This is a genomic window from Flavobacterium geliluteum (genome assembly GCF_017948595.1).
Classification (GTDB): Bacteria; Bacteroidota; Bacteroidia; order Flavobacteriales; family Flavobacteriaceae; genus Flavobacterium; species Flavobacterium flavipigmentatum.
This window is the reverse complement of sequence record NZ_JAGFBV010000084.1, coordinates 1-354: the sequence shown is the minus strand read 5'-3', so window position 1 is coordinate 354 and position 354 is coordinate 1. Positions and strand designations below refer to the sequence as shown.

The 354-nt window shown below is 38.1% G+C and carries 1 protein-coding gene; it reads left to right on the top strand.

Going from position 1 to position 354, the window contains the following annotated elements; all coding sequences use genetic code 11:
- Positions 1-354: transposase (locus tag J3495_RS19055; protein ID WP_210668571.1), on the top strand; the 354-nt coding region annotated here is incomplete at both ends.

Sequence of the window (354 nt, the reverse complement as noted above, 5' to 3'; positions counted from 1 at the left end):
TTATTGAAAAGATCCCTCTTCAACAACGAAATCTAGTCAAGGAAATCACCCTGGATATGGCCGGAAACATGGGATTGATAGCTAAAAAGTGTTTTGCTAATGCTACTCGCGTTACAGACCGATTCCACATTCAAAAGCTAGCTACAGAAGCCCTGCAGGAAATCAGGATTAAATATCGCTGGGAAGTCATCGATCAAGAGAATGATGCTATTGAAAAAGCCAAAAAATCAAAAGTAAATTTCGAATCTAAAATACTCTCAAATGGAGATACCCTTAAACAATTACTAGCCAGAAGTCGCTATTTCTTGTACAAAACCAAATCGAAATGGACTCAAAATCAAACAGAACGGGCTG